The organism is Paenibacillus sp. FSL H7-0331, assembly GCF_001956045.1.
This window is the reverse complement of record NZ_MRTH01000054.1, coordinates 13,367-39,848: the sequence shown is the minus strand read 5'-3', so window position 1 is coordinate 39,848 and position 26,482 is coordinate 13,367. Positions and strand designations below refer to the sequence as shown.

The window sequence follows — 26,482 nt, the reverse complement described above, 5'->3', positions numbered from 1 at the left end:
ACGTTTATTTGAGCAAAATAGCATGAATTCGCGGTTTAAAGAGTGCTCAGCATTCAGTTGTTAGACAGTCTGACGTATACAAACACAAAGAAGCTCCCAGCCTGCGCTGAGTGCTTCTTTGTGTTTGTGCTATAATTCATTCCTTCCTAATCCTTCACTGGTGGTAATTAACCCCTAAGACGAGCACGGCTTCGATAGCTGTTTGGCGTCAAGGCAGTAAACCGCTTGAAAATTTTAATAAAATAATTATCGTTCTCATACCCGACCTGCGTGCCGATTTCCGAAACCGTCATATTGGAATGCTCCAGCAGATGTCTGGCTTCATCAATTCGAAGCTGATGAAGAAATTGAATCACGTTGGTTCCTGTTTTTTTCTTAAACAAGGTGCTGATGTATTTCTCATCCATAGAAACGTGCTCGGCCAGCATTCTTAATGAAATCATGCTGCGAAAATTTTCTTTCATGTACGAGATCAGCTTATCCACCTCACGGTGCCCGGTATCGGCCTGCTGGGGTGTATCTATCCGTGAAGGGGGTATCGACAGTCCGGAAGCCTGCTGCTTGCTTAACTCCACCTCTACCTTGACGAGCGCATCCATCAACGACTGAACATTCATGGACAGCTTAAGTATATAATTGGAAGCGCCATACTCTAACGCTTTCCGCACATAATCAAAATCACTGAGGCAGGACAGCATAATAAACCGACTGCCGATCTCCAGTTCTCTTACCCGCTGCAGCAGTTCCACACCATTCATTTTGGGCATAAGAATATCACAGATGATTAAATCAGGCAGATGCTGCTCAATAAAGCCCAGTGCTTCTTCACCGTTCCCGGCTTCGCCGATCACATTAAAGCCAAGACTTTGCCAATCCACAATCCGCCTGACCGATTCCCGAACGAACACCTCATCCTCCACCAGCAATACGGTCCACATGTTCCTCACCTCCTGATTTTGTCTACTATAGCCGCATACGCCTGATCCGTAAGTTCCGCAGCACGGTTAACAATCAGCACGATTCACAGGCTATTAATTTCTGCCGTAGTACAATTTTAAATTCTTGATATCTACCAGGTACAATATATCGATCCCGTTTGCATTCCGCTCTACAGCCAGCCGTTCAATGGGCTTCCCGGGAGCAATCGATGTTGAAGTCCAGGTCGATCCGCTCGTATTGACTGCCATGAAAGCTCTATCGGTACCCGTATCGGTTACATAATATACTCTTTTATCCGATCCTGTCCAGGTTATATCAATAGCAGCTTTCGTTTGACTGGTATCATATACCGTTTGGACATTCCATGCACCACTGCTCACGTAGCCATACTTCACGGAGAAAATCGAGCTTCCGCTTTCCCGATATCGGTAAGCAACCTTGGGACTGTTTGATGAATCCACAGCCAGCTTGGCGCTCTGTACGCCGGGCCCGTCCGGAACCCCTGAGTCTGCAACGTAAATTTCGCTGCCAGTTAATGGTTGAATAATATCAACCGTTGCATTCGTTACAGGAAGGGTTACTGCCGATCCATTTGCCTTGGAGAAGATTCCTGTTGAAGGACTGTATTTTAAATAGGATAGCTCATGACGCAGTCCACTGGAAGGAAAGTTCGACCATTCGAACAAAATATGCAGATCACCGTTCGAGTCAAAGACCAAATCATCCGGATATACCGATCTGTTCGCTGCTGATGCGATGACAGCCACTTTCCCCCATGTACTGGCACTGTTGTTCCAGCGGTACAAGACTCCGTTACGACGCGTATTCGCATCATCACTTCCCCGAACCATCAAATACAAATCACCATTCGGTGCTGTCGTCAATACGGGGTAGGTGACCTTGAGCGTCGAGTCCGGCATATCCGGTGAATGATATTGAGGACTACCCCCTACTGTATCCGAACGAAAATATCGCCAGGTGTTCGTATGCATAGAACCAAATACGTGGAATCTGCCGCTGCCGTCTCTGGCCATAGATGGTTGATTATGCCCAATATCATCGCTGTACTCAGCAGCAGTGGTTCCGTTCATTACCGGAATATTCGTCCAGCTTCCTGAATTATCTCTTCTGGCAATATTAATTTTATGTGTGCCTGCTGTGCTGCCTGGTGCATTGTAGGCCATATACGCATATTCGTTTCCCGTGACATAAGTATCCAGTGGTGTCCACCAGCCGGCCTGGTTGCTGGAATCAATCGAGTAAGGTACTTCCGTTAATACCGCCGCGGCGCTGCCTATACTTGCCGGCAACAGTAGGGTCATTAGAGTAGCAGTAACCACGAGCTTTTTACCTAATGTTAACCATTTCATTGTTCATACCTCCACTTGTTTAGTAAGAAGCCTATACTTCTACCAAATACGGGTGTACTCACCTCCTGGATTTACGATAAAAGCGTTTGCATGCTAGTCTTCTACAAGATAGATTCCACATAGCTGATTGCAAACTCATCGTATCACAGGAGAAATAAACGGTATAAGTGTCAAATTCGTCTGGTTATAGAACAATATCCCGTGATTCCATAGTATAGTAGGATTAGATAGAACATTTTCCACAATGCTCCATTTATCTTTCATCAGCTTGGACAGACAAGTTGTGCCCGTCAATATACGGCTCGGATATCAGAAGTGGAAAATAAAATCGCACCCGAGTTCCCTGCTCCAATACGACCATTTCCAGACCTGCATTGCTTTTAAATAACAGCCCAAGTCTTTCTTTCAGATTGCTGATCCCGATACCCCCTCGTTGGCGATCCGATTTAATCGTTTTGCCTGTATGCTTCCCAGCTGATCCTGATCCATTATCCTCAACCTCAAGGTACAACTTTCCTTCTTCTGCATACGCTCTAATCGTAATAAGTCCCTTTTTCTCCATCTCCATAAAGCCATGCTGAATACTATTTTCAACGAGCGGCTGTAGGCTTAGCTTGGGCAGCAGCGCATATTCCAGACCTGGCTCCACCTCGTATTGCACATCAAACAACTGCTTGTAACGAAAATTTTGGATATAAATATACGACTCCACCAGACCAAGCTCATCCTTCAAATAAATCAATTCGCGCTCTGAATTTAAGCCTGCCTCAAGTAATTTTCCCAAGGACACACAAATCTCGGCGATATCCGGCTGATTCTCAACCAGTGCCAACCATTTAACCGTATTGAGTGTATTCAGCAAAAAATGAGGATTCGTTTGCGATAGCAGCATCTGGAATCTGACCGCTTCTTTGTTCCGTTCCTCTTCCTTAAGTCGCTGGATCAATTGCTCCATATCGGCCATCATCTGATTGAAGGTACGGGTTAGCTGCAGGATTTCCCCCTGGTATTTGGATTCAGGCAGCTGGACTCGAAATCTATTGTCTACTGCATTGGCCATCTTGCGTTGTAAATTGTGCAGTGGTTTGGTAATCGTAGACGCAATCAGCAATGTTATCGTAATAAAGGCCAACGTAAACGTGATCGATGCAGTAAAAAACGACTTCTTCAGCCGATCTACCTCAGCATAAATCTGATTCATCTGCACACGCTTCATCATGTATTTATTGATTCGCGGCAGCTCCGTATAAATATGTAAGTATTCACCCTCCACATAATAGCCTTTATGATCCAGCTTATGGTTTCCAGCAAGTCTCTCCGTCTTCTCGATTCTCCCGCTCTTGCTATCAGCAAGTATCGTTCCATCCGATTCCAGCAGCAAATACGTCTCTTCATTAAATTGGGTAACTGCACGAAACCACTCATATACGTCAACACTTGCCCGCATAACAGCATATCGGGTTCCGTCCCTGTCCCGCAGTGGTGTTGAATAAGTAAGCAGCTGTGGGCTTCGTGACAAATCACGGCTTACGTAATTCTTGTCCCAGTTCCAGACATAACGATAAGGCTGCTGCAAGATTGCGGTATACCAGGGCTCCTGCGTCAATTGACTATAGGACAAGCTCTCATTCGGTGTATAGGAGGCATAGACGTTGCCGGAACCATCCAACAATGTATAATAAACCGGCGACAGGCTAATAAACAGACTGTTAATGATCGACTTGAATTTGGTATCAATCATATATACCCTTCGCAGACTGTCATGCTCATTAGGTTCACGAAGGATCGAGGTTACCAACACATCCTGCTCCATCAGTGTTACGGTTTTGTAGACAACGTTCAGCAGATCCTCCAATGACTTCTGCAGCGTAGTCATCTGCTCCAGGCTTTGATCGGCGGTCTGCTTTCTCAAAACCCCTTCAACACTATTGAAATTGTAAACATTCAAAAAAGCATAAGGAAGCAGTATCAACATAACGAATGCCAGAAACAGGCGATTCTTGAGCGTTTTGGGAAATAAGGCAAACAGCTTGCTCGACACGGAATCAACCCCTTCCTGAAATTCAACCGACTTACATTTGTATCACAAGCTATTATAGCATGTCCGATCACTCCAGGAATCGAGAAAAACAAGCCCCCTTCAAGAAGGCCTGTTCCTGCATCTGAATCTCGTTATCCTTTTACAGCGGTACTGGATAAACCTTCAATAATAAACCGTTGACCGATTAAAAACACAACCAGCATCGGCAGTATGCCAGCTGCAGCCGCGGCCATCATCCCGTTATAATCGACGTTAAATTCGAGAATGAAATTTTGCAAACCGAGCGGCACCGTGTACAATTCGCGTTTAATAATAAAAACGAGCGCATTTTCAAAATCGTTCCAGTGCCAGGAAAAATCGATTACCGCCAGAGTAGCGAGCGCAGGCTTCGACAAGGGAAGCATAATACGTGTAAAAATCTTGAAATGTCCGGCCCCATCAATAAACGCCGATTCGGAAATATCCTTGGGGATCGAGATAAAAAACTGCCTCATCATAAAAACCCCAAATATCGTAATCATACCCGGTAAAATGAGCGCCCAATGTGTATTGAAGATACCCATCCATTTAAACATAATAAATTTGGGAACAAACAGCACCTGAGGTGGAATCATCATCATCGCCAGATACAGCATGAACAACGAATCTCTTCCCTTAAATTCCACTTTCGTGAAACCATAGGCTGCCAGCGCCGAGAGCAGCGTCGCCCCCGTCATGCTGATCAATGCAACCTTTAAGGAATTGAGATAGTACGGTACAAAGCTGTTCGTTCCCGTCCATACCTTGATATGATGCTCCCATACCAGATGTGTAGGAATCCACTGAATCGGATATTCGAACACAGCTGCAGGTGTTTTGAAGGATGTCGAAATCATCCATATAAAGGGCAGCACCATAATGATAGCAAAAGCAGCCATCACGAGTGTGAGCAATCCCTTTTGCAAACCCCGGAGGGTGGATCTTCGATTTGTGGCGAGCACCGGGCTGCGTCGTGGAATAGTGTAATCAGCCTTGGAATTCATGATCAGACGAGCCTCCTTAATAATGTACCCATTTCTTTTGGCCAAACCATTGAACGCCCGTAATGACCAGAATCACTGCAAATAAAGCCCAGGACACTGTGGAGGCATAACCCATTTCATAATAGCGGAATGCGGTTTTATAGACGTATAAGGATAAGATCAGCGAGCCATTACCCGGTCCGCCCTGAGTCAAAGCTTCTATAATGCCAAAGGTTTTGATCGTCATAATTAATCCCGTAACCACAAGCATGAAGGTGGTAGGACTTACGAGCGGCAGCATAATGCTGAACACGCTTTGTCTAACCGAAGCGCCGTCGATTTTGGCCGCTTCCAACAATTCCGGTGAAATTTCCTGAAGTGCTGCCAAATAAATGATCATATTATAGCCAAGCATAAACCAAATCCAAATGATGTCGATCGCGATCATAACGGTATCCGGTGAAGTTAACCAGCCTGGCGGGTGATCGAAGCCCAATTTCATCAGCATCATATTGATGGGACCTTGTTTCGGCTGAAATAACAGCATCCATACGAATGCCACGGCCACCCCGCTCGTAATATACGGCATGAAATAGAGTGCGCGAAGCAGTGATTTCATATATACGGAACGATTGAGGACAACGGCAACCACAAAAGCTAATATGACGGAGATCGGCACACTAATAAGGAAAAAAATCGTGTTTTTCAGCGAAAGATAAAACAGTTCATCATGAAATAAACGCTTGATATTATCCAATCCTATAAAGTGATACGTCTTGCTCGTAAATTGCCAATCCGTAAACATCAGAACCGCAGAGAATATAGCCGGTATGATAAAGAATAGAAGCACCCCAATCAGGTTAGGCAAAATAAATGCATATCCGACCCATCGTTGCTTACTTCCCATTGATTCCACTCCAATCCGTCATGAGTGAATGTCGAGGGAAGAGTCGCTGCTCCCCCCTCGCTTCATTCGTTTATTTTTTTGTTTGTTTGATATAATCATTATGTCTTCTGGCAATGGAATCCAGTGTAGCCTTCACATCCTGCTTCCCTGTGAAAAACTTCTCATATTCCTCTTGACGTAAATCCAAGACCTGCTTCGGAAGGGAGCGTGCATATTTCGGTACGTCATTGAATAAAACCCTCTTTAACGACTCCTGATCATACGTTGCCGCATTATCTCCTAGCAGCAGCTTCATTACCTCATCCTGATTTACTGATTTGGAAGCCGGGAAACGTCCTCCAGGTACCATCGGAAGCATCCCTCCGTCTGCATACCACTTAAGGAAGGTCCATGCTGCTTCCTTGTTTTTGGATTTGGCATTGATCGATATCGAATCTCCGGTACCTCCACGCGAGATGAAGTCTGATGCGTTGTCCACTAAACGTGGTACTGGTGCAAATGCGACTTTGAATGTTCTCGGGTTATCTTTCGTATTATTTGAGCTGCGGAATATCCAGGTACCCGCATTCAGCATTGCAGCTTCACCCTTCAGAAAGACGGTATCCACTGGCATTTTTGAAGTTATTTGCTCAGCATATGGGGGTGTCGCGCGGCCATCGGCCATCATGGCTTTCATCGTTTCCAGCCATTTTCCATACAGGGCATGGTCCATATTGGAGGAACCATCCGGCTTTGTATACCCATACTTGACGGACACAGAGTCCAGTGGATCAGGCAATGGTTCCGTGTGCTGTACCAGACCATATCGCTTATCGCTTTTCAGCTTGTCCGCGTAGGCGCTCATCTCGGTCCAAGTCCATTCGGTCGGCACCTTGAGTCCAGCTTGATCGAGCAAGTCCTTGTTGAACCATACAAAATAATGACTTTTACTGGTCGGCATGGCATAATATTTACCATTCATTTTCCATTCACCGGAGCCTTGAATCTTTTCTTCAATATTGTAGTCCGTGTAAGTCCCAAGATCTTGGGTAAATCCGGCATCGATCCTGCGCTGCAGCTGTGTCTGTGTGTAGTTAACGAACAAATCTACATCCTGCTCGGTCGCCAAAGCTGTATCCAGCTTCATATTACCTGCGTCATCGTTAACATACCGCTCATATTTGACCTGAACATCGGAATTTTTGGCATTCCAGGCGTCTACTACGCCTTGTGGGCCTGACTCTGCGGGTACGCCGCCCCACATCGTTAATGTGATTTTTTCTTTCTTGGCAGTCGCAGTATTTGCAGCTGGTGCTGCTGTATTGGATGCTCCCCCTGAATTATCCATCCCTGTCGAACAGCCTGTTGCTGCGACCATACATGCCGCAATGGCAGCGATCATGCTGATTGTGTGATTTTTTTTCATTGAAACCCCTCCGGACCTATTATGGTTGTTTCCACAAATCAACTATAGCATTCACAGCAGCAGCCTGATAATGAACAGTTTCTCTGGAATTGTAGAACAATCTCTTGGAACTATTTGTGTCAATAGAACGATTTCGTTATTTATCCAATAATAAGTGAATCCGAGGATCGACAAAAAAACTCCTGAATCCCACATCAGGATCAGGAGCTGTGCTTAACCTATACAATGGAATTGAGCTTATTTTAGAGACTTTTATTCACCATATCCAAGGTATTATTTATAAACTCTTGATAAGGTGTTCTTGGGAGCGGGCCTATATTTCTAGCTGCCCTTGCCGCATAGCTCGAAGCTTCTTCGACTCTTCCCAGTTGCAAAAGGCAAATAGCCTTATACGCATCTGCGGTGTAGAGGATAGATAATTCAAGAGGGTAACTTATTGTGGTGGGCATTTCGAATTGGTTCAATTCTACTAAGGCTTCTTCCACCTGTCCTATTCCTAAAAGTGCTTTACCTTTTTCCAGATAATAATAGTCACTACCGATCTCACCCTTCAACAAGGTAGCAAACTCATTTAAGTAAAAAAGGACTTGTTCATAATCCTTTGATGTTTGATTGTGATAATGAGCTTGAAGCAAAAGCGTAAAAGCCAGCGACCCATCATTTTCGCTAAAAACAGCAAACTGCTCAGACTTCTTTATAAAGTAAGCATAATCATTTTCATTGTTATGAATAAGGGATTGAAACGCTGCAATTCGAAAAATATCATCCATCTTGTAAAAGACCCTTTTCCTCTTGGACAGCTCAATTAAATGATTCAGCTTAATCTTTCCTGATTTATAATCACCTACCCCGAAGAGCAAGACCACTTCAACGTAATTCGCTTCAACTTCAACTACCGTATCAATCACCGCTGCTTTTTCATGATACTTTTTTTGTATACTTCGCAGCAATCTAAGAGCATCACCGTAATTACCCTTTTTAGCACGATTTTCTACCACATGTACTTTCGCTGCTACGCAATGACTAAATAGGGAAAGCTGCTCATAAATTGCCACTGCTCGTTCGATCAACATTTCTCCTTGTTCCTGATCGTTCTTAACAACCGTTCGGCCACCAATTTCTAATATTCTGGCAGACTCAAACGATGTTGGAAGCTGCTGATCAAACAAGCCTTGTGTCAAGTTAGTAATCTGCTCATCATTATTTTTGTGGAATGCTTCCTCTACTTGGTTAAATAAGTATTTCAACTCATCAGATGTATGATTTTCTAATAAATAATGAGGATCACAGTTCAACTGGCGCGCAATAAATTTTAAGCTCTCCATCGAAGGGTTCGCACGACCATTTTCAATCATGCTTAGCATTCCCTTCGTCATTTGATTACCAGCTAAATCTACAAGTGTCATGCCTTTTTCTAATCTTAATTTATGTATTCGTTTTCCTAGCTCATTCATTTGCAGCATTCCTTTTATTAGAATCAATTAGTTCAATTATATTAAACTTTGGCTTGAAAAGGAAATAAGTAAATGCTAAGATAAGTTCAATCACATTGAACTTGGAGGATTAGACATGAGCAAAGCTGCTCGAAATGAAATGGGCAACAAATTAGATATTGGTGGAATCGAGCTTAACTATCAATTTTCAGAGGCAAGCCATGACGGTCCAACTCTTGTTTTTGATTCTGGATATGGTTGTACTTTAGAAAACTGGGATTCAATCCGAGATGACCTATCAAAGTTCTCAAAAATGTTTACTTATGATAGAGCTGGTATTGGTAAAAGTGAAAAGGACGACAGACCTCGCCATAGTCAGCAAAGTGTCGAAAATCTGCGAGCTTTACTTAGAAATGCAGGTATAAAGCCTCAATATGTATTAGTTGGACATTCATTTGGAGGACTAAATGTAAGATTATTTGCAAGTACATATCCGGAGGAGGTTGCAGGAGTAATCCTCTTAGACTCTTGTCATGAGGACCAGAATAAAATAATGGCGCCTTTATTTTCAAAAGAAGTTCAGGAAGCTTATTATAATCAATTTGTTGTGGAAGGCTCACTTAACGAGGTTGAAGAAAGTCTGGAGCAAGTTCGTAGCGTTAAATCTCTTGGAAACATTCCACTTATTGTGTTAACGGGAGGTCTGCAACCTTTTCACACGAAGGAATCTATGACGGTATGGTTGAAATTTCAAAAAGAGCTTGCTGATTTGTCAACTCGTACCCAACATAGGATTGTTGAAGATGCTGGGCATGCAATCCACATAGATCGACCACAAGCAGTTATCCAAGCAGTTAGAGATATGTTAAAGATGGTATACAACACCTAGTAATTTTCTGTCCTATAACAAGCTGTCAGCGTTAGTGGTTATACCTAATTTAATCCCCCTCATGAACGTGTTTAGTAAAGTTCTATGAAGGGGATTTATTGCCTGCTCAAAGACTCACAGCGATTGATTTAAATATCTTTCCTTGACTGTGTTCATATGATGCAGCTCATGACCGGCAATAATGTAAGCCCACGCTTTAGTGGAGGATTCATTCCCATTAACAATGCCTCTTCTGGCCCATGCGTCCTCAGACAGCCCCCTGAGCAAAGTAAAAGTGGCCTGACGTACAACCGTGTAATCCTCCAAGATATCTGACATAGGGCAGGTATCGAAGGAAGCACCGCTCATCAAATCATCCTGATCATAACCAGACAGCGGCGTTTTGTCCCCTCTTGCAATGCGAAGCAGCCGGTAGCTCATGATCCGTTCGTTATCTGTAATATGGCCCAGTACTTCTTTTAGTTTCCACTTTCCGGGGGCATATTGGTAATTGGCTTGATCCTCCGTAATCGTTGAAAAAACATCCGTGGTACGCTTGAGGGATTGAGTAAGAATCTCTCGGATATTACCTTCTGGAACCAACTTCACATACCGCTCAAAATATTCGTTATACTCATCGTAAGCAGGCCGTATAGACATGAATGAATCCTCTCCTCAAAGGTTTTACCCAGTATATCATTTCATTGGGCCCGCTTGTTTAAAAAAGTAATTTTTCTTTAAAAGTAACAGTTTCCTGTGAAGCTTCATTGACTCGCAATTGAAACACATCAGGACGGCTGTAATGACCGACTGCATCAAAATCATAGCGGCTTTGCGGAACGAGAGCCATATCCAGATCTCCAAAAAGCAAGCCCTCTTTGTTAAAAAGCGGAGGCGCCACATAAGCGCCAAGCGGATTCACAATCGCACTCCCACCCCTTGACAAAATATCCGGATCATTCAAGATGTCTTTATAATAAGCCAGATCCTGAGGATAGCTGTCCTTGGTCACATATTGATTGCTGGAAATAACAAAGCATCGGCTTTCAACAGCAATATGCTGCAGGGTCGCCTGCCAGGTATCGCGAGCATCAGCTGTCGGAGTAACCAAGATATCAATTCCTTTGGCATACATAGCCATTCTGGCGAGCGGCATATAATTTTCCCAACATATCAATCCACCGATCCGGCCAAAGGGCGTATCGATCACACTTAGCGTGCTTCCATCCCCCATCCCCCACAGCAGCCGTTCGGAGCCAGTAGGCATCAGCTTTCTATGCTTCCCCAGCAGCGTTCCATCCGGTCCCCAATAAGCTATTGAATTATACAGAGTAGACTGACTAAGGCCAGACTCCCTCTCGACGACTCCGACTACCAGATAAACACCGGCTTCCTTTGCTATTTCACCGATCAGCTCGGTATCCGCACCTGGAATCTGAATCGAGCTCTCCCAATATCGATACCAGTCCTCTCGTCCCTCAGGACTACGGCTCCCGACACGGGTACCAAAGCTCAAACCTCTTGGATAACCCGATACGAATACTTCTGGAAACACCACAAGCTTCGCCTTTTCCTTGGAAGCAGCCTGGGTCCAAGAAGCAATCTTCGCAATAGCATCCACCTTATCAAATAATAGGGGTGCAGATTGCACCACAGCTACGCGAACAACTTGTCGTTCTGTACGTTCTGTCATCAGATCCACTCCTTTTTCACCATCTTAGATGGATTTCATGGATCTGTAACCATCCACTCACTTGGTGTTTTCACCACCCATTTGGTAGAAGCACGCTGTAGACAAAGTCAAAGCAGGAAGCGGATGGGTTAAAAGCAGGCAAAATGGAGGATCACGACTTCATTTGTACTTGATATAGTAAGAGTATAAAACACATGTGTCGGGGTGATCGTCAATGTCGCTATATATCTACTACTTGTTATTTGCCACCATCTTGTTACTGGCTACTGCTGCTACCTTTCTCGTCGGCTTTTCCAAGAAAAACAAAGAAGGGAACCCCAAATATGATACCCGAACCAAAGGAAAATGGTCCCGACTGTCATGGATTTATTTGATTGTAATTGTGTCGGGATATGTTGCATTTTTCATTTATATTGTCAGGCTGAACTCTTAAACGACTATACGATATCAAGCGGAGTTTTTCGCGTCGGTTTTGGAAAGGCCGCATCCAGCCTGCTTAAGTCCTCTTCTGTTAGTTGGATGCGCGCTGCCTCAGCATTCTGGATGACATGCGCTTCAGAGGATGCCTTCGGTATCGCTATCACTTGGCCGCTTCGAATACACCAAGCCAGAAGCAGTTGAAAAGGATTTACCTGATGCCGCTCGGCAATTTCCTTAACGGTTGGATGGCCAATCAAACCTTTTCTTAAGGATCCGGCCTGTGCTAGCGGACAATAGGCCATTACAGGCATTCCATTCTCTTGCTGCCACGGAAGCAAATCGTATTCAATTCCCCTTGAGCCCAGATGGTACAGAACCTGATTCGTCACACAATGCGTGCCCTTGCTTAGACGCGTAAGCTCCTTCATATCGGAAATATCCAGATTGGACACACCCCAGCGCAATATTTTGCCGGCTTCAACCAATTTCTCCATGCCTTCTATCGTTTCGCTAAAAGGAACACTGCCTCTCCAATGAAGCAGATATAGATCCAGACGATCCGTTTGCAAGCGCCGCAAGCTGTTGTCACAGCTTTGAACGATATGATTTAGGCCGGCATGATGCGGATACACCTTGGATACAACAAATACCCGATTCCTGATTCCCTGGATAGCTTCCCCGACAAGCAGTTCTGACTTTCCATCGCCATACATCTCAGCGGTATCGATCAGATTCATACCAAGCTCCACGCCAAGCTGCAAAGCTCTGATTTCTTCGCTTTTGTGAGATGGGCGATCCCCCATATACCATGTCCCTTGCCCAAGTCTCGGCACGATGGCACCATCGCGAAGGAGTATGCCAGCTATATTGTGGTTAGTCGTCATTGTTTGACCTCCATGTGAAAGAATGGTTATGCAATCCATTAAATCGATAACGTAATTTCGCAAGAGAAGCAGGCGCCACTGCTGCTTGATTGCTCAAGCCAGATGCGGCCATTCATCAGTTCAACCAACTGCTTGCTAATATAGAGTCCAAGTCCGGTTCCCGTATCGGATTCTGTGGAGTCTGCCACATGGATCTGGGTAAAGGACTGAAACAGGCGATCGACCTGATGGTCAGGAATTCCGTTTCCATTATCCTCTACTGAGAACAGAAGACTTGCGGTGCCGACTCGTTTATCGATAGCAAGCAGTTTTACAAATACCAACAATCAGACCTTCCTCAAGCATAGTCACTTCCCGATTAAAGGTTTTTAAGTACGGTTGTCGTTAACCTGTCATTAATCGCAATACAGAACGTATTGGCATTAATCATTTCACTTGCAATCTGCATAACCTGCTCGGCAGATTTGTATAAGTTATTGGAGATTATCGATAAAATATCGATGTGATCCGTACGCATGGCAATCCCTCTTCCAAGTTAGCAAACCTTATATTTATTTGGTGTAACGCGACTCCAGCCTGCGACCTGCATACCAAATCAATGCAAAAACGAGCAGGATCGCAACCATTTTCCAAGGCTGCTTGAACAAATTCCCCAAGTCATGTCCTGCTACAGATACGATTAGGATCATGACAGCTTTCCCACTAGCTGTTGCTATCAGAAATACACGTCTCGGCAGCTTCGATATACCCGCTACAATATTTACGAAAGCCGATGGTGTAAATGGGAAGCAGGCCAGCACAAAAATCGGTGTAAAACCATGCTGCTCCAGCCATCCGATAAAAGTTCCGGCTTTAGGATATTTGCGTTCAATAAAATTGCGGAATCGAACCCCGAACCTGCGAAAAAACAAAAACACACAAACCGCACCACTAACAACACCGATCCATGACCATAAAGCACCTTCCCACAAACCATAGGCATTTACATTGGCGATTATAATCGCAATTAGTGGCAGTACAGGGATTAGAGACTCTATGAAGGGTGCAAGAATCCCAGGTAAGGGACCCAACGCTTCGTAACGATTCAGATAGTGCTCGACGTCTTCCCAAGTTAACCCGGCTAGTTGGTCTATCCAGTTCATGTTGCCTTATCCCCTCTTCTATCAGGCATCTGCTTCATCCGTACCGTATACCATTCATCATCTCGACATTTGCACATTGCTCTCTATAAAGTATACTAAAATAGTTGGACGACCATTACAAGCCCTTGATGCCAAGCGGCTAACAAAATAAGAGGGGATCATAGATAATGAACATACTTGTGATGACCGCAGTTGAAGTTGAGAGGGATGCGGTGTTACGTGGACTTCATAATTGTTCGAGCTTTCATGTCGGCATTGCTGGTGTGGGAGCAGCATCGGCAGCTGCTCGAACCGCAACTTTATTAGCTGCAGCACCTTATGATCTGGTCATTAGTGCCGGTATTGCCGGCGGCTTTGCAGGTACAGCCGAGATTGGATCGCTCGTTATGGCTGATGAGATCATTGCCGCGGATCTCGGCGCTCAATCTGCAGACGGATTTCTCAGTCTCGATGAGCTTGGATTTGGTTCATCCCGCATCCAGGTGGACAGAGAATGGCCCCAGCGGATCACTGAAGCGTTGCAGAGCGCAGGGCTTTCCGTTCACACGGGTCCTATTCTAACTGTATCCACCGTGACGGGTTCAACAGCAACCGCAACAGAGCTTTCTAAGCGTATCCCTGGAGCAGCAGCCGAGGCCATGGAAGGTTACGGTGTGGCTATAGCAGCCCAATATGGTGGAGTTCCTTTTCTGGAGCTTCGCGCAATTTCCAATCCGGTAGGTCCAAGGGACCGCAGTGCCTGGCGTATCCAGGATGCACTACAAGCTTTGCAATCAGCCAGCAATGTATTAATGGAGGTATTAACATGAAAATCGCTTTTTCACCTTGTCCCAATGACACCTTTGTCTTTCATGCCTGGGTACATGGCCTATTGCCTGGCGCGCCTGAGCTTGATGTGATGTATGCAGATATCGACATAACGAATGGACTGGCGGCACATGGAGGCGGACCGGAGGTTATGAAAATTTCCTACGCGGCATTGCCATGGGCTTTATCTGAATATGCTCTACTCCCTTGTGGAGGAGCACTCGGCAGAGGTTGTGGTCCACTCGTACTGAGTGCTGGTGGAGTGAACGCCATCAAAGACCCGGCAGCTTTGAAAGGTCTTAAGGTTGCCGTACCGAGTGAACGCTCCACTGCTTACCTGCTGTTCCGCCTTTGGGCAGCTCAGCATGTACCTGGAGGCGTAGGTGAAATCGTAATTCTGCCCTTTCATGAAATTATGCCGGCAGTTCGGGATGGTCTGGTTGATGCCGGACTTGTTATTCATGAGGCCAGATTCACCTATCCTAATTACGGATTGAACATGTTGGTCGACCTGGGCAGCTGGTGGGAAGCAGATACAGGCTTGCCTATCCCACTCGGAGCGATCATTGCTCATCGTTCTTTAGACCTGGCAGCCATCAGTAAATGGATTCGGGCTTCAGTGGAGTATGCGTGGGCACACCCAGAGGTTTCGCGCGACTACGTACTAAGCCATTCTCAGGAGCTTGCCCCTGAAGTAGCTCAAGCCCACATTGATTTATATGTCAATGAATTCAGTGCCGATTTGGGTGATGATGGATATGGGGCGATCACCGCACTGCTAAAGCGTGCTGCGGAAGTAGGCTTGGTTCCACAGATGGATTGGGAGGCATTACGGTTGTTTAAAGATGTTTAAATAGAAATGGCTGCCAAGCATAATCGCTGGCAGCCTCTTTCTTTACAACAAGTTATGTAGCTTGTAAAGGAACACATCAAGCTATTAATTTTTGTTAAAAACCTCAGTCAATACAGGTACGATTTGTGATTTGCGTGAAACGACACCTTTTAGAACTGCTTTGTTATCGACCAACTTTACATTGTAGGCTTGCTCAACTGCTTGAGTGGAACCGCCCAATGCCAATGCAACGGAATCGTTATTTAAAATATCCGTAACTACGAATACAAACAAATCCAGGCCCTTGTCAGCAATAATTGTAGTAAGAGCTGCTTCCAGTTCTGGCTGACGAACCAGAATATCGTTCGTATCAACCGCATTAACTTGTGCAATTTCAACCTTGCTTGAGCCCATTTGGAATTCCTTGGCATCAAGAGAAATCAATTCAGCAATCGTTTTGCCGCTCAGATCTGCTCCTGCCTTCAACAGCTCCAAACCATAGCTTTCCAGGTTAATGCCTGCAATCTCGGCTAATTCACGTGCTGCAGCCACATCCTGCTCTGTGCAGGTTGGTGATTTCAACAAAAGTGTATCGGAAATAATAGCAGATACCATAAGTCCGGCGATTTCTTTGCGAATTTGCACGTTATTTTCTTTGAACAGCTTGTTCAATATCGTAGCTGTGCAGCCAACAGGCTCAGCACGATAGTACAAAGGATGACTCGTTTCGAAGTTAGCGATACGGTGATGATCAATAACCTCAAGTACACGCACCTTATCAATATCGCTAACACTTTGCTGACGCTCATTATGATCGACGAGAATTACGCTGTCCGTTTCATTTGCTACGGTTTCAACCAACCGCGGCGCTTTTACCTGAAAATGATCCAGGGCAAATTGCGTTTCTCCACTGATCGTTCCTAACCGAACAGGCTCAACCTCAAAGCCAAGGCTTGTCTTTAAATCCGCATAAGCAATTGCCGAGCAAATCGTGTCCGTATCCGGGTTTTTGTGTCCAAATATAAGTGTTTTTTCCATCATCTTACTCCTCAGTTAAATTAATTGTCCATTTAATTATACATTTAAATACGTCATATTCCAATAGTTTTACAGAGTTCAAACGTTCTCATATCCGTCAATAATCATCTCTAAGGCTCCTGTTTCGGCGTCCATAATAAAACCATGTACAGGAACATGAGCTGGAATCAGTGGGTGGTTACGGATAATTTTGACACTATGCGCCACACCTTCCTCCGGGCTGTTAAAGCCCCTCAAAAAACGTTCCATCCGAATACCGGAGTTTTCCAGCGTGGAGAGAACGGCATCGGAAATTCCGCCAGCACGGAATTTATCAACCATTTTTCCCGTATCCAAGTTGGTCATACCGCAATTGGTATGTCCAATTACCAATACTTCCTGGGCTCCCATTTCATATATAGCAATCAAAATACTGCGCATGGCGCTGCCAAAGGGCTGCGTGAGAATAGCGCCGGCATTTTTAATAATTTTCGCGTCACCATTGCGAAGATTCAGTGCCTTGGGTAGTAATTCAACAAGACGTGTATCCATACAGGTCAAAATCGCTATTTTTTTATCAGGATATTTGTCCGTTAAATACTCTTCATACTGCTTCTGTTCAACAAACTGCTTATTAAATTCCAAAAAGTTAGAAACTATCGTCATATGCTCTCTCTTCTCCTTCAATCCGATTATACACTAGCGTTTCTGACTACATCAGCCATCATGGCTGCATTGGGATATTGAACCTCCTCATACTGCTGAACGACTCGCTCAATATCCACCGGTACTCGTACAATCGAAGTTTGAACAACTCCCTCTGTAATTTCCACCGTTGCATACGAAGCCATCGCCAGCTTGTCGAAGGGTAAACCTACACTACCGGTATTCATAATCATCTTACCATTTAAGTATCGAATATAAGGCTTATGGATATGTGCGTAAATAAAAATTTGCGAGCTTGCTTCCTGCATGAGCTTGGATTCAACAATAGCATCATCTGCACCTGGTAGAACAACATCAAATAGACTATCCGGCGTCGCATGGAAGGCCTTAATTGTGATTCCATCCACAGTGAGACTGAGCTCTGTCGGCAATTGGTTTAAATAATCGATATCGGAAGCCTCAAGCTGAGAGACGGTCCAATCCCTTTCCCGGTTCATCATTTCTAAGGCTTTAGCTGGCACCTCTCCTTCCCGAACACCGCGGACAACCCATTCATCTGCATTTCCTTTGATAACCTCTGTGTTCAGGGATCGAACCAAATCCAGTGACCGCCTGGGCTCTGGGCCGCGATAACAAAGATCACCCAGTACATAAATACGATCGATCTCTTTCTTTTGGATATCAGCCAACACACTGTCCAACGCAAGCGCGTTACCATGAATGTCTGCTATAAAAGCAATTTTCATTCCTTTATCCTCCCTTCTGTTTCTGTTATGGTTCTGTTCCTATGCAGCCAACTCCTAATGATCGCGGCATTCGCTTCCGGAGTCTGACTTATCGTGTTGATCGTGATGTCGGCTTGCTCCGGCGGCTCATAGACGTCTGTAATTCCTGTAAAATGTTCAATTTGATGCTGTCGGGTCTTCCTATAAAGTCCCTTTGGATCTCTGCGTTCACACTCTTCAAGTGGACAATCGACGTAAATCTCCACAAACTGTTGGAGCTCCTTGCGAGCATATCGTCTCATTTCATGATAAGGGCTTATCGTCGAAACGACAACTGTAATTCCGTTGCGTGACAGCAGCTTGGCGATATAAACGATACGTCGAATATTTTCCATACGATCCTCGCGGGAAAATCCAAGCCCACTCCCGATTACCGTACGAAGCTCATCACCATCCAAGAGCTCAACCTTCCGTTGATCCTTGCACAGAGCATCCGTCAACGCCAATGCTGTTGTCGTTTTACCTGAACCGGATAAGCCAGTGAACCAGCATATCCAGCCTTCTCGTGCAGCTTCCTGTTTCAAGATCATACTCCTTTATGTGCATATGACTCGGGAATCCGCTCCAACAGACTGGCTCCATAGACCGCTTGCAGCGATAACTCAGGCATATGCACATACCCGATGTAGCAACCGCATTGTTTAAGCTGACACGGCCTTTCCTTGGACAATGCAGCCAGCCCGTCCCGATATAAATGTCCGATCATTCGTTTATCCTTGTAGCAGCGTTTGACTTGTCCTGAGCCTAATACGAAGAACACATTCTGCCCCGTTCTGCACCTTCGTCCCAGGCTGGAATAGTCCGCCAGATTATGCTCAAAATACGGATCAACACCTTGCAAAATCGCTACATCCTCAGCCGTATAATAACGAGGTTTGTCTTTAAAAGCATTCACCCATAGATAAACATCCTCAGGCAGCGATCTACGCATGGACTGAATAGCTTCAAAATACGGCTTTAGCCCAACTGTACCTACGCTGAACGGAATTCCCTGTTTATACAGCTGCATCCCCTGCGACAAAAATCTCGATTCCGTCGTTTGCTCAGGATGATAGGTTGCCCAAAAAGCGGCTTTTTCCCGATTTAATTCGGTCGTCCAGTCCAGCTTGACAGACAAATTGGTTTGAACAGCCACTTTGTCCACATGCTCCATATGCGATAGTTCAACCATAGCCTCTCGGTACCAGCGATGAACCAATGCTTCACCATACGGGTTGAAAAAAATCGAAAACCGTGATCCGCTTCCCGCCTGCGCACGGATCCATCCTACAAATCGCTGCAGCTGAGCACGATCCTGAGCAAGCACCTCGGCACTATCGGTCGTTTTGCTAAAGGGACAGTAAGGACAGTCATAGTTGCACGAGGATAAAGCACCACGATAATAGAGTGTACTCATAATAACACATGCTCTTTCATTAAATCCTTGACTTCACCCGAAATAAACCAATCTCCTATAGCATCTGAATAGGCCAAGCCCTGATCCGTTAACAGAAGAATGCCATTCGCAGTTTGAGCCAAATCGCTATCGATAAGCAGGTATAATTCCGGATAATCGTTCAATGCACCCGTCCCAAAGCGCTGCTCATAGGAAGCGAGCTCCAAACCCTCGCGATGCAGGATTGCTTTCAAAATAAATCGACGCTTCTGCTCAGCAATATTCAGCACAAATCCATAATCCGCCTTAGTGTAATCGGTAGTAGCTACATAATCGGCAATGATGCTCTTCGTAGCCTTGTAGCTGACACCATATCGAGAAGCATAATGGACATTCCTTGTGTAGGAACGAGCGCCGCAGCCAAGCCCGATCATCCCCTCCTCCTGACAGCTGAAGGGAAGCAGCTCTTTAACTGGGGCCGCATCCGGTTTGGCAAACCGACGCATCGAATATTGGACGTATCCTGCACTCGCTAACCTATCACAGGCCGCCCGGTAACAATCCATTCGAATATCGTGTCCGCTTGCCGACACTTGTTCAGGTTTCAAGAACGTATTCTCACGTGTGTAGAGCGGATAAATAAAGATTTCCTCAGGCTCGTACACAATTGCACTGTCCAGCGAATACAGCCACGATACCATGGTTTGCCCAGGCAATCCATAAATCAAGTCGAGATTAAGGATTGGAAAATCAGCCTGCTTCAAGAGCTCTAGCGCTCTGACAACCTCCGCTTTTTTTTGTGGACGATGTATGGCTGTCGTTTCCGTATCGGTAAAGCTCTGAATGCCCATGCTGACGCGATCCACCGTTCGCTGCTTCAGCAGCCTTATGCGGCCCTCGGTTACCGTATCCGGCGAAGTCTCAACAGATATCGAGGTTCTGCTCAAGTCCAATCCCATCACTTCTTCGGCGATCACAAACAATCGATCGAGCAGCACTTCATTCAATAAGGTCGGTGTGCCCCCGCCGATTGCAAACCGTGAAGCGGGACGATGACTGACGAACGGTGCCCACTGGCGGGCTTGTCGTTCCAAAGCCGCAACATACTGCTCATGTACATCATCACGACGGTCAGGCAGTGTGAATAAATTGCAGAATCCGCAGCGCATTGCACAAAAAGGAATATGCATATACAAAAAGAAAGACTCACCCTGCTCCTTCTCCCAGAGCTCGGGCAATGATAATGGAGGATCAAGCTCGCGGTAAGCTGTTTTATGAGGGTAGGCATAGAGATAGGATAAATAGGGATCAGCCATCAGGTGTTTCTTCCACAGCTCAAGATCAAGCTCTTTTTGAATAGGAAGCATGTTGTTCTCCTTTCATCACTATAATTGCGGGTCCAATATTTTTTGCAGCTCCACTATAATACAAAATCCCTGTAAGGGACTGTCCATACAACATCGTGCGCAAGCCTGTGACCCTGATAGCCATCCTCGCCAAAAGCGGTTCCGTGATCGGAACAAACGATACAAAAAGTCGGGCCTCTGCTTCGCATGGCGTCCATAAGTGGACCAAGCTGAGCGTCGACGTAACGCAATGCGGCTCTTTGGGTTTCCGGCGAATCCTGTCGCGCGCCAGGCACAAAGTAATGATTAGGACCATGGATAGCGGAAACATTCATAAACAAAAACAATCGCTGTTCCCGGTCATACTTGCCAATCAGCTTCAATGCATGGTTCACCTGGTGCTCGGTAGATCGGGGTTGAGTAACACCAAAGGTTTGACGCCAGTAGCTTTCCTGAAAATAGGACGGAAGCACTTTGGCTAAAGGTACTTTTTTTGTAAAAAAAATAACGCCCCCGATACAAATCGTCCGATATCCGGCGGATTGTAAACCCGATACGATATCGGGCGTATCAAACAACCAGGTATTCGGCTGTGTCTTGAGTCCTGTTCCTTTGGAATGAAATAACCGCGTATGCTCCGTTTTATTCGTCGTTGCTGGTGTCGGCAAAAAACCTCCAAAAAAAGCATGATGAGCGGCATAAGTGAAGCTTCCTGGCGTGTGCCTCTTCTCCCAGGAGCCTGATCCGCATAAATTCGGACAGTTGTGCTCCTCGAGCTTGGCTACATCATAACGTAATGTATCCAGTGTAATAAAGAGAATGTCATGTGTGCCAACAATCTCGTTCATATTGATCATACAGCTTTCATCCTTTATAGATACAAGTCATTTCCCATTCATAAGTGCTGTACCCGTTAAATTGTACATCATATACAAGATCACCAAACGGGTTGATGTCAGCGATGTACGGCTTAAGGGAGCCACGTGATAACAGAACATCGATCCCAGCAACGAAGGAAGATGGGAATAGAGCCATCGTTGCCTGAGCAATCTCTTCAATACGATTGATAGTTTCCGGTGTAAGGCCTATGTCAGCAGGGTCTGCACGATCATTGCGCAAATGCAGATTGGTAATGGGTGTACGACTGAGACGGGCGACCCTGTGACAAGCCTGCCCACCTACAACCAGCTGACGAATGTCAAATACTTGCTTGTGCAGCGCAGTTGGGACAGAAGCCTTCTCAATCCAGCGCTCGACATGAACACCCTGCTCACATAGCCAATTCACTATTGTTTTGATGATTGTGGTATCGGTATATTTTCTTAGCGAGCCTGCATTGTAATAGACGGATTCGTGGTCACGGTACTCCTGACCGATCGTCGTAACCATAACCTCGGCACCCGTTGATGGATTCATCTGATAAGCCGCTATACCTGATGCCGAAGAGCCAAAGGCCAACTTAATAAAAACACGGTGCATTCGACGGGTTCGCATAGCTTCCCTCAGCTCTTCATAATTGCGGATGCTGCCCAGAGCTGCGGGTATTGGCGGAACCGGAACATCATGAGCTCCAAGCAGCTGATTACAGCGGCGTTTATCGAACATCAGGGCAATTTCTGCCGGTTCATTCATCCAACGAACGGATGGCGACAGCGATTCGGCCTGCTGCTTGATCTGGTGCAGGAGTCTACAGAAACCACGAAACCATTGGGCAGGGTGGTAAATGCGTCCCTGCTCCTGAACAAGATAACGCGCCTCCTGTGGGGAAATCCGTGCTGCAGTACTTAAATGGTGCAGCGGATGAAAGGCATCTAAAGCAGCAGCGGATTGATATAAAGCCTCTGTTGATGGATCCATTCGATTCCCTTCCTCCGCACACACCGCTCCAAGCGCAATCAGCTCCCGCTCTACTTCGAATTGCTCGCCAGGAGAATCGAGGCGGATTAGAGGCAATAGCTTGTCGTCCTGTAAATAAGGTCGTAATAACTCTCCTGGACTCCCCTTATACCTCAACCAATCGAGATAGGAAATGAGATGAGCTGGAGGAAGTCCAAGACGGGTACGAGCCTTTTGTAAGAAAGACGTTCTTTTATTCCCTGGATTTCCGATAACAATCAGCTGACGGTTCGCTTCCAAGAAGTTTGACACTTTACTCCGTTACTGCCGGATAACGCCAATCATCCTCATCGGCACCACCCTGCTCGTCACTAACATCGACCTGAATGCCTGATTCCTTCCAACGCTTGATCATCGCTTCAGACATGTAATGATAACTTAAATTGAGGAATGAGAGCTTTTGAATTCGGCTGCTGACAAGGAGAGCTTCCGCTCCGATATCGCTTAAAGTTCCTTGTGATAAATCAAGGGTATGAAGTTGGTCCAATATGGGAGCATCCGCGATCGCAATCGCAATTTCATCTTGAATTTCACTGTTCTTCAGACCCAGATAGGTAAGCTTGGGGAACAGCGCTTTGCTCATAAATGGTTTCAGATCGTCCAGGCTGCCATTCCATCCATAGTCATCAACGCCCAAATATAATTCTAGCTTTTTTAATTCCGGCAGCTCGGCAGTCTGAATGTCTTGGATCACTTCCAGAGGCAGTCCTCCACAGACGATAATAAGCTCCTCCAGGTGAGCATGCTTTAGCTGAGTCAGCCGCAAACCCTCGCTGCCCTGAACGGTAAAGGACTGCAGCTTCGGATAAGCGTCCAGCAGCGGTGTGAGATCGGATTGCTTGATCCAGGAAATCTCACACTCTTCCCCTTCCATATCGCCAATAAACAGCTTTGTCAAATTCGGAAATTGCTCACGCGCCTGAATAATAGCCTGTGCCAAAGCACTTGAATCATTCTCGTAAGCATCCCCCCAAGAGCCTATAATTAAGGAATGCAGCTCTCGACTTTCTGGTTTGGCGGCAAGTTCTTCAATTAATTTTTCCATCGTCTGACCTTGTTCGTGATCATCATAGTCAAGCACTAATCGGACTTCAGTCATTAATAGTACCTCCTTGGAAATGCGTTTTTTGAACTCTGAAATACGTTGTTGCTTCTATTTATGTTACCTGCTGATCATCTGCAAATCAAATTTTACCAATCTCGCTACCACCTCTACAGCTGATCGATAATATCGCTCGCTATTAAGGAAGCCATATAGGGTCTGCCGATCGCCGCACGATCTCCGGCTGAACCATGCAAGTAGACACCGAGAGCGGCCGATTGTGTGGCTGACATGCCTTGAGCGAGCAGTCCGGCTATGATCCCTGCCAACACATCTCCTGTACCTCCAGTAGCCATTCCCGCGTTACCTGTACGATTAATGTATACCTCACCTTCTGGAGTAGCGACGACAGTGCGCGCACCTTTGAGAACTAAGGTAACGCCAAACTTCCAGGCAAAGGAGCGTGCCGTTTCAATTCGGTCTCCTTGAATATCAGGAATCGATTTACCGCACAGACGAGCCATTTCTCCGGGATGTGGTGTCAAAATAACAGGAGCCGATCGCCGCGACAGGGCATCTAGTCCAATGGAGGAACCCAGCATATTCAAAGCATCAGCATCCAGAACAAGCGGGCAAGTTGTATGTTCCCAGATGTCCCGGAGCCAATGGGTATCATTGTCAAAGCGTCCTATACCCGGTCCGAACACGATCGCGGCCTTATTTGCTGCCAGCTCGAGGATCGATTGTGTGGAAATCTTCCCCCAATCACCACGGCCTTCATCAGCCATGCCTCGCATCATAATCTCGGGAATTTGTCCCAGCATCCCATCAAGCAGACTTTCTGGCAGTGCCCAGGTCACCAAGCCACTTCCTGCTCGCAGGGCTGCTTTGGAGCACAATAAACCTGCACCACTCATGGAGCGGCTCCCTGCAGCGACAAGTACATGCCCGAAGGTACCTTTATTGGAATTGGAAGCACGCCGTCTATAGCTGCTCAGACCCAGTGTATCCGAGAGCAGTGGCTCTTCAATTCGGTAGGTACGAACCTTCAATTGTTCGGCTGCAGATTGCGGAATGCCGATAGAACGAACACTCACACGCCCTGCTTGCTCTACACCTGGCTCCTGCTCCAGTCCACGCTTGGGGAAGGCTAATGCAATGGTGCAGGTGGCGCGAATACAAGCATCATGCACATACCCTGTGTTCGGATCCAGCCCACTTGGAATATCGACAGCATAGATAGGAAGGCCGCTCTCATTAGCCTCTATAATAAGTTTTGCAACGACTTCACGCGGCGCTCCACGGCTGCCTGTGCCCAGTAATGCGTCGATAATCAAATCATAGCTGTGCCATTGAACACATAATTCTGCGTAAGTAGAGGAAGGAATCCGCAAATTATGGACGATATCTCTCTGTACTGCCGCTTCATCCACAAAGCCTGCTGGATCTGTCGCGTAGATGATTTCCGCCTTATGTCCAGCTTCCTGTAAATGCCTGGCAGCGACAAGTCCGTCCGCACCATTGTTGCCTTTGCCAACCAACACTGCAATACGTTGAAGCCGCTCACCTGCATAAAGCGATACCTCCTCGGCAACCGCTCTTCCTGCGTTTTCCATCAGCACCATAGCCGGGATGCCGATTTGTTCTATCGTATATTGATCAATAGCTCTCATTTCCTGCGAATTGACGACATACATGCTTGTTGCCCCTCCTCTGTAACATCAATCCTCGTAATAGGCCAATACTGAGCTCTCGCTAATGCATGTACCCGTACTGGTTCCCTCAAAAATTTCTTTCATCGAGCCAGGTTTATCGAAATTAAAAACATAAATCGGTAAATGAAAGTCCCGTGCCAATATAAAAGCTGATTGATCCATAACCCGCAAATCATGGCTAATCACATCATTGTAATGCAGTGACTTGTACTTCTGCGCATCCTTATGCAGCTTTGGATCCTGATTATAAACACCATCCACACCCTGCTTGGCAACCAGAATCGCTTCACAGTTTACCTCGATGGCTCTTTGCACAGAGGGATAATCCGTTGTGACATATGGCTGTCCATTACCACCTGCAAAAATCACGATAAAACCCTTTTCCAAATGGTGAATGGCTTTTAAACGAATATAAGGCTCGGCTACGGAGGTAACCGGAATTGCTGCCATCACTCTGACCTCAGAGCTGGTTTTGGCTTTAAGAACGCCTCTGAGCATCAGACTGTTAATGACAGTTGCCAAAGTGCCGATATTGTCAGCCTCTGCTCGTTCAATGCCCCAATTTTCACCCATATTTCCACGAAATATATTACCCCCGCCAATCACGAGGCAAACCTCGACGCCCATACGCAATACCGTCATAATTTCATTGGCTATATGCTCAAGCCGCTCAGGATCAAAACCAAATTCACTCTTGCCAGCAACGGCCCCGCCACTAAGCTTGATCAAAATTCTTTTATACTTCACTAACCATGCACCTCCAATGAATTATCGCACTGCTCGGACGCTGCTGATTGTTAAAAGCATACAAAAATAAAAGACACTCAAGCAATAAATGCCTGTAGTGTCTCCAAAGGTAAATAAAATGGAATGAGAGGGAATATGAATACAAATAGCC

At 45.8% G+C, this 26,482-nt stretch carries 28 protein-coding genes; 4 read left to right on the top strand and 24 right to left on the bottom strand.

The annotated features are described in order from the left end of the window. Positions 1–167: 167 nt before the first annotated feature. The 7 genes from BK127_RS38165 to BK127_RS38135 form a co-directional block, all read right to left on the bottom strand. Complete coding sequence (locus BK127_RS38165; protein WP_076237918.1) at positions 168–938, bottom strand: response regulator; 771 nt, start codon at positions 936–938, stop codon at positions 168–170. 93 nt (positions 939–1,031) lie between these two features. After that, positions 1,032–2,309, bottom strand: a complete 1,278-nt coding sequence (locus tag BK127_RS38160) for a BNR-4 repeat-containing protein (RefSeq protein WP_076237917.1) — start codon at positions 2,307–2,309, stop codon at positions 1,032–1,034. A gap of 253 nt (positions 2,310–2,562) precedes the next feature. Next, positions 2,563–4,350 (bottom strand): cache domain-containing sensor histidine kinase, encoded by a 1,788-nt coding sequence (locus tag BK127_RS38155; RefSeq protein ID WP_076237916.1) that lies wholly within the window; start codon positions 4,348–4,350, stop codon positions 2,563–2,565. 131 nt (positions 4,351–4,481) lie between these two features. Beyond that, positions 4,482–5,267: a carbohydrate ABC transporter permease gene (locus BK127_RS38150; RefSeq protein WP_076237920.1), complete on the bottom strand. Its 786-nt coding sequence runs from the start codon at positions 5,265–5,267 to the stop codon at positions 4,482–4,484. A gap of 121 nt (positions 5,268–5,388) precedes the next feature. After that, on the bottom strand, positions 5,389–6,258 hold the full coding sequence (locus BK127_RS38145) for a carbohydrate ABC transporter permease (RefSeq protein ID WP_076237915.1): 870 nt from the start codon (positions 6,256–6,258) through the stop codon (positions 5,389–5,391). A gap of 70 nt (positions 6,259–6,328) precedes the next feature. After that, entirely contained in the window at positions 6,329–7,663 is a 1,335-nt protein-coding gene (locus BK127_RS38140) for an ABC transporter substrate-binding protein (protein WP_076237914.1), read from the bottom strand. A gap of 242 nt (positions 7,664–7,905) precedes the next feature. Further along, on the bottom strand, positions 7,906–9,117 hold the full coding sequence (locus BK127_RS38135; protein ID WP_256711625.1) for a helix-turn-helix domain-containing protein: 1,212 nt from the start codon (positions 9,115–9,117) through the stop codon (positions 7,906–7,908). Positions 9,118–9,232: 115 nt separating this feature from the next. Between BK127_RS38135 and BK127_RS38130 the strand changes: the two genes are divergently transcribed. Continuing rightward, positions 9,233–9,985, top strand: coding sequence for an alpha/beta fold hydrolase (locus tag BK127_RS38130; protein ID WP_076237912.1), 753 nt, complete (start codon positions 9,233–9,235; stop codon positions 9,983–9,985). Positions 9,986–10,099: 114 nt separating this feature from the next. Here the strand turns inward: BK127_RS38130 and BK127_RS38125 are convergent, their stop codons facing one another. Further along, positions 10,100–10,624: a DinB family protein gene (locus BK127_RS38125; protein ID WP_076237911.1), complete on the bottom strand. Its 525-nt coding sequence runs from the start codon at positions 10,622–10,624 to the stop codon at positions 10,100–10,102. A gap of 58 nt (positions 10,625–10,682) precedes the next feature. Continuing rightward, positions 10,683–11,657: a carbon-nitrogen hydrolase family protein gene (locus BK127_RS38120; RefSeq protein WP_076237910.1), complete on the bottom strand. Its 975-nt coding sequence runs from the start codon at positions 11,655–11,657 to the stop codon at positions 10,683–10,685. A 214-nt stretch (positions 11,658–11,871) separates the two neighbouring features. On the opposite strand from BK127_RS38120, the gene BK127_RS38115 reads away from it, so the two are divergent. Beyond that, positions 11,872–12,090: a hypothetical protein gene (locus BK127_RS38115; RefSeq protein WP_076237909.1), complete on the top strand. Its 219-nt coding sequence runs from the start codon at positions 11,872–11,874 to the stop codon at positions 12,088–12,090. Positions 12,091–12,094: 4 nt separating this feature from the next. On the opposite strand, the gene BK127_RS38110 is transcribed toward BK127_RS38115, so the two are convergent. From BK127_RS38110 to BK127_RS38100, 4 genes are read right to left on the bottom strand one after another with little or no spacing between them, the layout of a single operon-like run. Beyond that, positions 12,095–12,961 (bottom strand): aldo/keto reductase, encoded by an 867-nt coding sequence (locus BK127_RS38110; protein WP_076237908.1) that lies wholly within the window; start codon positions 12,959–12,961, stop codon positions 12,095–12,097. Positions 12,962–12,999: 38 nt separating this feature from the next. Further along, positions 13,000–13,284 carry an ATP-binding protein gene (locus tag BK127_RS38105; RefSeq protein WP_179097752.1) on the bottom strand — a complete coding sequence of 95 codons (285 nt, stop codon included), beginning with the start codon at positions 13,282–13,284 and terminating at the stop codon, positions 13,000–13,002. 35 nt (positions 13,285–13,319) lie between these two features. Then, positions 13,320–13,478 (bottom strand): hypothetical protein, encoded by a 159-nt coding sequence (locus BK127_RS44220; protein ID WP_179097751.1) that lies wholly within the window; start codon positions 13,476–13,478, stop codon positions 13,320–13,322. 34 nt (positions 13,479–13,512) lie between these two features. After that, positions 13,513–14,103 carry a TVP38/TMEM64 family protein gene (locus BK127_RS38100; RefSeq protein ID WP_076237906.1) on the bottom strand — a complete coding sequence of 197 codons (591 nt, stop codon included), beginning with the start codon at positions 14,101–14,103 and terminating at the stop codon, positions 13,513–13,515. Positions 14,104–14,270: 167 nt separating this feature from the next. Between BK127_RS38100 and BK127_RS38095 the strand changes: the two genes are divergently transcribed. Then, entirely contained in the window at positions 14,271–14,912 is a 642-nt protein-coding gene (locus BK127_RS38095) for a futalosine hydrolase (RefSeq protein WP_076237905.1), read from the top strand. Beyond that, on the top strand, positions 14,909–15,763 hold the full coding sequence (locus tag BK127_RS38090) for a 1,4-dihydroxy-6-naphtoate synthase (RefSeq protein ID WP_076237904.1): 855 nt from the start codon (positions 14,909–14,911) through the stop codon (positions 15,761–15,763). Before BK127_RS38095 ends, BK127_RS38090 begins: the two co-directional genes overlap by 4 nt. A gap of 84 nt (positions 15,764–15,847) precedes the next feature. On the opposite strand, the gene BK127_RS38085 is transcribed toward BK127_RS38090, so the two are convergent. From BK127_RS38085 to pyrH, 11 genes are all read right to left on the bottom strand, one after another. Next, positions 15,848–16,780: a manganese-dependent inorganic pyrophosphatase gene (locus BK127_RS38085; protein WP_076237903.1), complete on the bottom strand. Its 933-nt coding sequence runs from the start codon at positions 16,778–16,780 to the stop codon at positions 15,848–15,850. A gap of 78 nt (positions 16,781–16,858) precedes the next feature. Next, positions 16,859–17,425, bottom strand: a complete 567-nt coding sequence (locus BK127_RS38080) for a beta-class carbonic anhydrase (RefSeq protein WP_076237902.1) — start codon at positions 17,423–17,425, stop codon at positions 16,859–16,861. A gap of 26 nt (positions 17,426–17,451) precedes the next feature. Beyond that, a complete protein-coding gene (locus tag BK127_RS38075; RefSeq protein ID WP_076237901.1) occupies positions 17,452–18,171 on the bottom strand; it encodes a metallophosphoesterase family protein in 720 nt (239 codons plus the stop codon). After that, the gene (gene cysC, locus BK127_RS38070; RefSeq protein ID WP_256711624.1) at positions 18,168–18,734 is read right to left on the bottom strand and encodes an adenylyl-sulfate kinase; all 567 of its coding nucleotides are present in this window, start codon (positions 18,732–18,734) and stop codon (positions 18,168–18,170) included. The genes BK127_RS38075 and cysC overlap by 4 nt, the downstream gene beginning before the upstream one ends. 2 nt (positions 18,735–18,736) lie before the next feature. Continuing rightward, a complete protein-coding gene (locus tag BK127_RS38065) occupies positions 18,737–19,609 on the bottom strand; it encodes an STM4011 family radical SAM protein (protein ID WP_076237899.1) in 873 nt (290 codons plus the stop codon). Continuing rightward, positions 19,603–20,952 (bottom strand): STM4012 family radical SAM protein, encoded by a 1,350-nt coding sequence (locus BK127_RS38060; protein WP_076237898.1) that lies wholly within the window; start codon positions 20,950–20,952, stop codon positions 19,603–19,605. The genes BK127_RS38065 and BK127_RS38060 overlap by 7 nt, the downstream gene beginning before the upstream one ends. Before the next feature lie 53 nt (positions 20,953–21,005). Beyond that, the gene (locus BK127_RS38055) at positions 21,006–21,788 is read right to left on the bottom strand and encodes an STM4013/SEN3800 family hydrolase (protein WP_076237897.1); all 783 of its coding nucleotides are present in this window, start codon (positions 21,786–21,788) and stop codon (positions 21,006–21,008) included. Between the two features lie 7 nt (positions 21,789–21,795). Next, entirely contained in the window at positions 21,796–23,067 is a 1,272-nt protein-coding gene (locus tag BK127_RS38050) for an STM4014 family protein (RefSeq protein WP_076237896.1), read from the bottom strand. A gap of 13 nt (positions 23,068–23,080) precedes the next feature. After that, positions 23,081–23,926, bottom strand: a complete 846-nt coding sequence (locus BK127_RS38045) for an STM4015 family protein (protein ID WP_076237895.1) — start codon at positions 23,924–23,926, stop codon at positions 23,081–23,083. A gap of 113 nt (positions 23,927–24,039) precedes the next feature. After that, positions 24,040–25,566 (bottom strand): bifunctional ADP-dependent NAD(P)H-hydrate dehydratase/NAD(P)H-hydrate epimerase, encoded by a 1,527-nt coding sequence (locus BK127_RS38040; RefSeq protein ID WP_076237894.1) that lies wholly within the window; start codon positions 25,564–25,566, stop codon positions 24,040–24,042. Between the two features lie 24 nt (positions 25,567–25,590). Beyond that, positions 25,591–26,331 carry a UMP kinase gene (gene pyrH / locus BK127_RS38035; protein WP_076237893.1) on the bottom strand — a complete coding sequence of 247 codons (741 nt, stop codon included), beginning with the start codon at positions 26,329–26,331 and terminating at the stop codon, positions 25,591–25,593. Between the last annotated feature and the right edge of the window lie 151 nt (positions 26,332–26,482).